At 59.2% G+C, this 8,464-nt stretch carries 8 protein-coding genes and 2 pseudogenes; 5 read left to right on the top strand and 5 right to left on the bottom strand.

What is annotated here, in order from left to right:
* Positions 1 to 324: 324 nt before the first annotated feature.
* A pseudogene (locus ACRESJ_RS18955) lies at positions 325 to 781 on the top strand (DUF2442 domain-containing protein).
* Between the two features lie 54 nt (positions 782 to 835).
* On the opposite strand, the gene trmA reads toward ACRESJ_RS18955, so the two are convergent.
* The gene (gene trmA, locus ACRESJ_RS18950) at positions 836 to 1,915 is read right to left on the bottom strand and encodes a tRNA (uridine(54)-C5)-methyltransferase TrmA (RefSeq protein ID WP_431759255.1); all 1,080 of its coding nucleotides are present in this window, start codon (positions 1,913 to 1,915) and stop codon (positions 836 to 838) included.
* Positions 1,912 to 3,207 (bottom strand): NCS2 family permease, encoded by a 1,296-nt coding sequence (locus ACRESJ_RS18945; protein ID WP_431759254.1) that lies wholly within the window; start codon positions 3,205 to 3,207, stop codon positions 1,912 to 1,914. Before ACRESJ_RS18945 ends, trmA begins: the two co-directional genes overlap by 4 nt.
* Positions 3,208 to 3,425: 218 nt before the next feature.
* Here ACRESJ_RS18945 and ACRESJ_RS18940 point away from each other — a divergent pair, with 218 nt between their 5' ends.
* Together ACRESJ_RS18940 and ACRESJ_RS18935 are read left to right on the top strand one after the other, a co-directional pair.
* Positions 3,426 to 3,863: a DUF4879 domain-containing protein gene (locus ACRESJ_RS18940; protein WP_431759253.1), complete on the top strand. Its 438-nt coding sequence runs from the start codon at positions 3,426 to 3,428 to the stop codon at positions 3,861 to 3,863.
* An 83-nt stretch (positions 3,864 to 3,946) separates the two neighbouring features.
* Positions 3,947 to 4,498, top strand: a complete 552-nt coding sequence (locus ACRESJ_RS18935; RefSeq protein WP_431759252.1) for a DJ-1 family glyoxalase III — start codon at positions 3,947 to 3,949, stop codon at positions 4,496 to 4,498.
* A 6-nt stretch (positions 4,499 to 4,504) separates the two neighbouring features.
* Here the strand turns inward: ACRESJ_RS18935 and ACRESJ_RS18930 are convergent, their stop codons facing one another.
* From ACRESJ_RS18930 to ACRESJ_RS18920, 3 genes are all read right to left on the bottom strand, one after another.
* A complete protein-coding gene (locus ACRESJ_RS18930; protein WP_431759251.1) occupies positions 4,505 to 4,792 on the bottom strand; it encodes a HigA family addiction module antitoxin in 288 nt (95 codons plus the stop codon).
* A 13-nt stretch (positions 4,793 to 4,805) separates the two neighbouring features.
* The gene (locus ACRESJ_RS18925; protein WP_431759250.1) at positions 4,806 to 5,084 is read right to left on the bottom strand and encodes a type II toxin-antitoxin system RelE/ParE family toxin; all 279 of its coding nucleotides are present in this window, start codon (positions 5,082 to 5,084) and stop codon (positions 4,806 to 4,808) included.
* An 81-nt stretch (positions 5,085 to 5,165) separates the two neighbouring features.
* Complete coding sequence (locus ACRESJ_RS18920) at positions 5,166 to 6,404, bottom strand: MFS transporter (RefSeq protein WP_431759249.1); 1,239 nt, start codon at positions 6,402 to 6,404, stop codon at positions 5,166 to 5,168.
* A 510-nt stretch (positions 6,405 to 6,914) separates the two neighbouring features.
* Between ACRESJ_RS18920 and ACRESJ_RS18915 the strand changes: the two genes are divergently transcribed.
* Together ACRESJ_RS18915 and ACRESJ_RS18910 are read left to right on the top strand one after the other, a co-directional pair.
* A complete protein-coding gene (locus tag ACRESJ_RS18915) occupies positions 6,915 to 8,354 on the top strand; it encodes a cytochrome ubiquinol oxidase subunit I (RefSeq protein WP_431759248.1) in 1,440 nt (479 codons plus the stop codon).
* 3 nt (positions 8,355 to 8,357) lie between these two features.
* Positions 8,358 to 8,464, top strand: a pseudogene (locus tag ACRESJ_RS18910) (ubiquinol oxidase subunit II); the annotation flags it as partial.

Genomic DNA, 8,464 nt, shown 5'->3' with positions numbered 1-8,464 from the left:
CTGTAGGAGCAGCCGGTCGACGCTCGATTGCTCCGGGCGGCGTTCCGACGAAAAACCTGTAGACGCCGCGACCATTCAGGATGCTCGCGTCATCGTTAACGTTTTTCGCGAGCAAGCTCGCTCCTACAGTTGCTTAACTGATCGGCATTAGTCCTCGTGACGGTTTTTTTGTGGGCGTCGGGAACGGATTGTTAACGATTGATCGGTGTTGTTTGATAATTCGATCTCGGATGTAACCTAACTGATGGGTTGGCATGAAGGTATGTAGCTACATAGGATTTGCGGAGACCCTAACGACGCACAGGAAAGTGTGGAGATCGAGTTATGAAAACGATAAAAGCCAAACCTCCCATTGATAATCCGGTGACAGAAGATCGCCTTGAGGAAGCTATCAAACGGGGCAAGTTATGCCGAAACAGCGGTTTACAAGCAACGGCGGTAGCCTTTCTGGATCCATGCCTGGCAGTCAGCTTCGAAGATGGCAGTGGAGTATTGCTACCCGTTCGAAACTACCCTGAGTTCGATGGATTTGAGGTCGAAAATTTTGCTGGTATCGAGGTGGGTTACATCGGGACGGCGCTCTGCCATGAAGGCAAGGATCTGCAGGTTTCTATCGCCGGGATGATCTCTGCCAGCGAACCACTGATGGCGATGGCGGCCTCGGTGATCGCCTCACGCAATGGTCGGCAGAGCAGAGCAGAGCAGCGCTGCCAAGGCTGAGGCGGCGAGGGCTAATGGCAAGAAAGGTGGACGCCCACGCAAGGTCGATGTGGTGCAGTGAGCGGGTACAAAAAAGCCGTCGTGATGACGGCTGATTTGGTTTGCAGATTTACAATCACCGCCGGGTCAACAACACCCCGGACTCCATGTGATGCGTCCACGGGAACTGGTCGAACATCGCGCATTGGGTAATGCGGTGGGTGTCGTGCAGTTGCGCGATGTTGGCCGCCAGGGTTTCCGGGTTGCAGGAAATGTAGAGAATGTTGTCGAAGCGTCGGGTCAGCTCGCAGGTGTCCGGGTCCATGCCGGCGCGGGGCGGGTCGACGAAGACGCTGCCGAACTCATAGCTCTTGAGGTCGATGCCGTGCAGGCGGCGGAACGGGCGCACTTCGTTCAGCGCTTCGGTCAGCTCTTCGGCGGACAAGCGCACCAGCGTGACGTTATCCACGGCGTTTTCACTGAGGTTGCTCAAAGCAGCGTTGACCGAGGTCTTGCTGATTTCAGTGGCCAGCACTTTGCGTACTCGCGTTGCCAGCGGCAGGGTGAAGTTGCCGTTGCCGCAGTACAACTCCAGCAGATCGTCGGTACGGTCACCCAGGGCGTCGAACGCCCAGTTGAGCATCTTCTGGTTCACCGTGCCGTTGGGCTGGGTGAAGGCGCCTTCGGGCTGGCGATAACTGAAAGTACGACCACCGACTTGCAGTTTCTCGACCACATAGTCGTGACCGATGACTTCGCGTTTGCCTTTGGAACGGCCAATGATGCTGACGTTCAGCTCGGCTGCCAGCTTCGAAGCCGCCGTGTGCCAATGCTCGTCCAGCGGACGGTGGTAACACAGGGTGATCATCGCATCGCCGGCCAGGGTAGTCAGGAACTCCACCTGGAACAGCTTGTGGCTCAGGGGCGCGCTGGCTTGCCAGGCGGCCTTGAGCTGCGGCATCAACTCATTGATACGCAAGCTTGCGATCGGGAACTCTTCGATCAGGATGGGTGTGCGCTTGTCTTCCTGGGAAAACATCGCGTAGTGGCGCTCGCCGGCTTCACGCCACAGGCGGAATTCGGCACGCAAGCGGAAGTTTTGCAGCGGCGAGTCGAAGACGGCTGGCTGCGGTGCATCGAACGGGGCCAGCAGGTCACGCAGGCGCGTGACCTTGTCTTCTAACTGAGCGGCGTAGGCCTGGGAATCAAAAGTCATGCGTTGAACCAACCCAGCTTGATCACGAACAGAATCGACAGGATCACCAGCGCCGGGTTCAGCTCACGACCACGACCGGACATCAGCTTGATGGCCGTCCAGGCAATGAAACCGAAGGCGATGCCGTTGGCGATGGAGTATGTGAACGGCATGGCCAGTGCGGTGATCACGACCGGTGCGGCGACGGTGATGTCGTCCCAGTCTATTTCGGCCAGACCGGAAGTCATCAGCACGGCGACGAACAGCAGTGCCGGAGCAGTGGCGAAGGCTGGAACGCTGGCGGCCAGTGGCGAGAAGAACAGCGCCAGCAGGAACAGGATGGCCACGACGATGGCGGTCAAACCGGTACGGCCGCCGGCGCTCACACCCGCAGCGGATTCGATGTAGCTGGTGGTGGTCGAGGTGCCCAGCAGGGAGCCGGCCATCGCCGCAGTACTGTCAGCGATCAGCGCACGCCCCATTTTTGGCATGTGGCCGTCCTTGCCCATCAGGCCGGCGCGTTTGGCCACGCCGATCAGGGTGCCGGAGTTGTCGAACAGGTCGACGAACAGGAAGGCGAAAATCACGCTGACCAGACCGATGTCCAGTGCACCCTTGATGTCCAGTTGCAGGAAGGTCGGCGCCAGCGAAGGTGGCATCGACATCACACCGCCGAACGGCGTGAAGCCCAGCGCGATGGAGATGATCGTCACCACCAGGATGCCGATCAGCACCGCACCGCGCACCGCCAGCGCTTCGAGGGCGACGATCAGGGCGAAACCGAGGGTGGCGAGGATCGGTGCCGGTTGTTTCAAGTCACCGAGGCCGACCATGGTCGCCGGGTTGCTGACCACGATGCCGGCGTTGTGCAGGGCGATCAACGCCAGGAACAGGCCGATACCGGCCGCAATCGCAGAGCGCAGTGGCAGCGGGATGCTGTTGATGATCCATTCACGGATACGGAAGATCGACAACAGGAAGAAGCACACCGCCGAGATGAACACTGCTCCCAGCGCCACCTGCCAGGTGTGGCCCATGTGCAGGACCACGGTGTAGGTAAAGAAGGCGTTCAGGCCCATGCCCGGTGCGAGCGCGATCGGGTAGTTGGCGATCAGGCCCATGATCGTGGAGCCGATGGCGGCTGCCAGACAGGTGGCGACGAACACCGCGCCCTTGTCCATGCCGGTCTCACCGAGGATGCTCGGGTTGACGAACAGAATGTAGGCCATGGCCAAGAAAGTCGTGACGCCCGCCAGAATCTCGGTCCGCACGTTGGTGTTGTGTGCCTTGAGTTGAAACAGCCTTTCCAGCATGTCTGCTCCCCGTGGCGCGCCCGGCGCCGTGAATGTATCGACCTCAACAGCAAAGCACAGACCGCTGAACGCGCCTGGGAAATTACTGTGGGCCGGAAAAAGCCGCGCATCATACCAGCAGAGTCGGGTTATGGCTGCTTATGGCGGTGATCGTCGTCGATGTTTTGCGTTTGGCGTGAGTCAGCCATACTGCGCGACTGTTTTCGGGGGTGTTATTCATGAAATTGCGTCTGTTGATCTTGCTGGCAATGCTTCTGGGGGTACAAACCGCTTCGGCAGCCTCGGCACAGCCGTTGACCCAGGTGAAAGTGCTCAAGGTCGAATCCCCAGGCTGTGGGTTTGAGACCATTGATGAGGGGCAGACGCAGACACGCTGCAATCACACTGGTCCGAATATCAGGATCTACGTTCTGGAAGTGGGTTATGGCCGTAGCCAGCCCCATGTCGGACTGGACGGCTTCGACCTGAATGGAAGCCGCACGCCGGTCTGTGCTTACGATAATGGCAACCTGACCGATTGCATCCCCGGTCGAAAAACCGTCGGCAATCTCTACATCTTCGATATGGCAGGCAGGCAGGAAGGTACCTTCACCTTCAGTAACACCTCTATCAACGCCCCGGGGAACACGATGTCGACGCTGCTTTATATCAAGTAGCCTATACGTCAGATAACGGCGGGCCCCGAACAAGGGTCAGGAAAGCTGGCTACGCTTTAAGAACACTCCAGTGGATTGTTCCCATGACCTTTAGAGCCTTGATTGCCCTCGCCGAGGGCACCGATGACCTGCAAACCGTGACCCTGATTGATGTACTGCGCCGCGCCAAGGTTGAAGTGGTGGTGGCCAGCATCGAAGGGCGACGCATGCTCACCTGCGCCCGCGGCACCCGCCTGACGTCTGACGCAATGCTGGTGGACCTGCTGGCTCAGCCCTTCGACCTGATCGTCCTGCCCGGCGGTGCGGTGGGGGCACAACATCTCGCAGCACATCAACCGCTGCAACAATTGATCAAGGACCAGACGGCTGCCGGTCGGCTGTTCGCCGGTATTGCTGAAGCGCCGGCGGTCGCGCTGCAATCCTTTGGCGTATTGCGCCAGCGGCGCATGACTTGCCTGCCATCGGTCAGCAACCAACTCTCAGGCTGCAACTTTGTCGATCAGCGGGTGGTGATCGATGGCAACTGCATCACCGCCCAGGGCTCGGGCTCCGCGTTGGCATTTGCGCTGACGCTGGTGGAGCAGCTGTGTGGTAAAGCCACGCGGGCGGCGGTGGCGGGGGAATTGTTGGTATAAGCCGAGTCAGACATGAGCGGCGATGGGCTTGATGAGCGGTTGCTCGCGTCGTTCAGCTTGCCAGAGATCGTAGTCAGTCTGGACTCCCAACCACATACGAGCCTTGCCAATGCCTGCGCGCTCAAGACGTACCGCCAGGTCCGGACTGATGGGCGCGTGCCCATGCAGGACACGTGAAAGATGCGGACGTGCATATCCAAGATGTCGAGCCAGCTGCGCGATACTGATGCCCAGTTCGGGCAACACATCCATCAACAATGTTTCGCCTGGGTGTGGCGGGTTGTGCATGGGCATATCCTGCCTCCTGTCAGTGGTAGTCCAGATAGTCGACCAGTTCTATATCCGTACCGACAAAGCGGAAAATGCCCCGCCAGTTACCCGAAACCGTCAATGACCAATAGTGATTCAGCTCTCCCTTGAGCGGGTGCAGTCGCCATCCTGGAATATCAAGGTCACCGGGCGTCGCCGCGCGATCCATGAACTGCAGAATTCGTGACAGACGCTTGGAGTGGTCTGCTCGAATCCCACGAGTCGAACCCGTTTCATAAAAGCCCCGAAGGCCTTTGTGCTGGAAAGATCTGATCATGGTGCGAGTGTAAGGCGATACATTACACTCGTGCAGTCTCTATGTATTGCATCCAGTTGCCAAACTGGTGATCCGGGCCTGTCAGACCTTCGCTTCTTCCACCGGCGCATGCATCCGGTCGCGATTGGCCAGGGTCGGGAACAGTTTGATCCAGGTTCCTGTCACCACCAGCGTACCGATGCCGCCCATGACCACTGCCGGCACGGTGCCGAACCAATGGGCCGTCAGGCCGGACTCGAATTCACCCAACTGATTGGAAGCGCCGATGAACAAGCCGTTCACCGCGCTGACCCGGCCGCGCATTTCGTCCGGGGTTTCCAGCTGCACGAACGAGGCGCGGATCACCATGCTGATCATGTCGGCGGCCCCCAGAACCACCAGCACGGCCAGCGAGAACCAGAACGAGGTCGACAGACCGAAAGCAATGGTCGCCACACCGAAGATGCCCACTGCGGTGAACATCACTCGCCCGACATTGCGTTCTACTGCAAATCGCGCGAGATACAGCGACATCAGCAGCGCTCCCACTGCAGGTGCCGAACGCAACAGGCCCAGCCCCCAAGGGCCGGTCAGCAGAATGTCCTTGGCGAACACTGGCAGCAGCGCCGTCGCACCGCCCAACAGCACGGCGAACAGGTCCAGGGAAATCGCGCCGAGAATGTCCGGGCGACTGCGGATGAAGCGGATCCCCGCCAACAGGGAATCCAGCGTCGCCTTGCCTTTGTTCAGCGGCGTTTGCCGCGCAGGCAGGTTGAGCATCAGTGCACAGGCGATGATGTACAGGACCACCGTCGGGCCGTAGACCCAAACGCTGCCAAAGGCATAGAGCAAGCCGCCGAGGGCTGGCGCGACAATGGTGGCCGATTGCTGGGCCGATTGCGCGGCGGCCACGGCCCGAGGGAACAGTCCGCTGGGCACAATGCTCGGGAGCAAGGCCTGGGTGGTCGGCATCTCGAAGGAGCGGGCGGCGCCGAGTAAAAAGGCGAGGATGAAGATCATCTCCCGGGTGACATGATCGGTCGCGCTGCCAATGGCCAGCGACAGGGCGATCAGCGCTTGCAGGGACTGGCAGATGGCCGCGACCTTGCGTCGGTCGTAGCGGTCGGCGACATGCCCGGTGTGCAGCATGAACAGCACGCGAGGCGCGAATTCCACGAGCCCCACCAACCCCAGATCAAGCACATTTCCGGTCAGTTGATACAGGTTCCATCCAATCGCCACGGTGAGCATCTGAAAGCCGCTGGCGGTAAAAATTCGCGCGAACCAAAAGGCAAGGAATGGACGGTGGTGACGCAGCAGCAACGGCTCTTGGCTGGGCATTTGAAGGCAGATCTGCAGGAGGGGAAGGGCGAGGTTATCACCAACCTGTAACCGAAAGTTGCAAGGCCGGAAAATTTAGATAGCTAGGTACCGATCTTCAAAATCAATGAGGTCCCCTGTGGGAGCGGGCTTGCTCCGGGCGGCGATCCGACGAAGAGGCCGGTACATCCAACATCATTGTCGTCTGACACACCGCTATCGCGGGCAAGCCCGCTCCCACAGGGATCTGTGGTGCCACAGGGTTTTGAGTGGGCCAAACGCCATGAGGCAACTTGTCACGCGGCAATAGACCACGCGGTTCATCCCCGGAAATGGGACTACTCTTTCAACGTTGATTGATCCAGGTCAAAACCTTCAAAAGGAATTGATCCGGCGGCCGGTTGGCCTGACTCCCTGCGTTGTGATGCGTGAAAAAAAGAACAAACCGAAACTCGCCACACTCCATTACCCGTGGGGGCCGTGGATGCAGGCTTCCAGCCCGCAGCCGTACTACCTGACAGAGGAAGACTTATGTTCGGTTTAGAGGCACTTGATCTCGCCCGAATTCAGTTCGCGTTCACCATCTCGTTTCATATCCTGTTTCCGGCCATCACCATCGGCCTGGCGAGTTACCTGGCGGTACTCGAAGGCTTGTGGCTCAAAACCCATAACGACACCTACCGTGACCTTTACCACTTCTGGTCGAAGATCTTTGCCGTCAACTTCGGCATGGGGGTGGTCTCCGGGTTGGTCATGGCCTATCAGTTCGGTACCAACTGGAGCCGATTCTCGGACTTCGCCGGGTCAGTGACCGGTCCGTTGCTGACGTACGAAGTGCTCACGGCCTTCTTCCTTGAGGCCGGTTTCCTCGGCGTGATGCTGTTCGGCTGGAACAAGGTCGGACGCGGCTTGCACTTCTTCGCCACGGTCATGGTCGCCATCGGCACGTTGATCTCGACGTTCTGGATTCTCGCCTCCAATAGCTGGATGCAGACCCCGCAGGGCTTTGAAATTGTCAACGGCCAGGTGATTCCCACCGACTGGCTGGCAGTGATCTTCAACCCCTCGTTCCCGTATCGCCTGATGCACATGGCCACGGCGGCGTTTGTCGCCACAGCATTTTTCGTTGGCTCCTCCGCGGCCTGGCACTTGCTACGTGGCAAGGATAATCCTGCGATTCGCAAAATGCTGTCGATGGCGATGTGGATGGCCTTGATCGTCGCGCCGATCCAGGCCGTTATCGGCGACTTCCATGGCCTCAACACGCTTGAGCATCAGCCGGCGAAAATCGCTGCTATCGAAGGGCACTGGGAAAACAAGGGCGACGAGGCGACGCCGTTGATCCTGTTCGGCTGGCCGGACATGAAAGAGGAGAAAACCAAATTCGCCGTCGAAATACCGTATCTGGGCAGCCTGATCCTGACCCACTCGCTGGACAAACAGGTGCCGGCGCTTAAGGAGTTCCCACCGGAAGACCGGCCGAATTCGACCATCGTGTTCTGGTCGTTCCGGATCATGGTCGGCCTGGGTTTCCTGATGATCTTTACCGGTCTGTGGAGTCTCTGGCTGCGCAAGCGCGACACGCTCTACACCTCGCGTCCATTCCTTTACCTGGCACTGTGGATGGGGCCGTCCGGCCTGATCGCGATCCTCGCCGGATGGTTCACCACTGAAATCGGACGCCAGCCGTGGGTGGTCTACGGCCTGATGCGCACGGCGGATGCGTCCTCCAACCATAGCGTCATGCAGATGAGCATCACCCTGATCCTGTTCGTCGTGGTGTATTTCGCGCTGTTCGGAGCCGGTCTTGGCTACATGATGCGCCTGGTGCGCAAAGGGCCGAAGATCGACGAGGGCAAGGAGACCAACGACGGTGGTCCCGGGCAGAAACGCACGCCGGCTCGTCCGCTGTCCGCAGCCGACGACGACGATCATGCCGATACCGATCGCATCGTGACCAAGGAGATTTGAATCATGGGTATTGATCTTCCGCTGATCTGGGCCGTGATCATCATCTTCGGCATCATGATGTACGTGGTCATGGACGGTTTCGATCTGGGCATCGGCATTCTCTTCCCGTT

The organism is Pseudomonas sp. (genome assembly GCF_050739655.1).
In the GTDB taxonomy this organism is placed as follows: domain Bacteria; phylum Pseudomonadota; class Gammaproteobacteria; order Pseudomonadales; family Pseudomonadaceae; genus Aquipseudomonas.
This window is presented reverse-complemented; position numbering and strand designations above follow the sequence as displayed.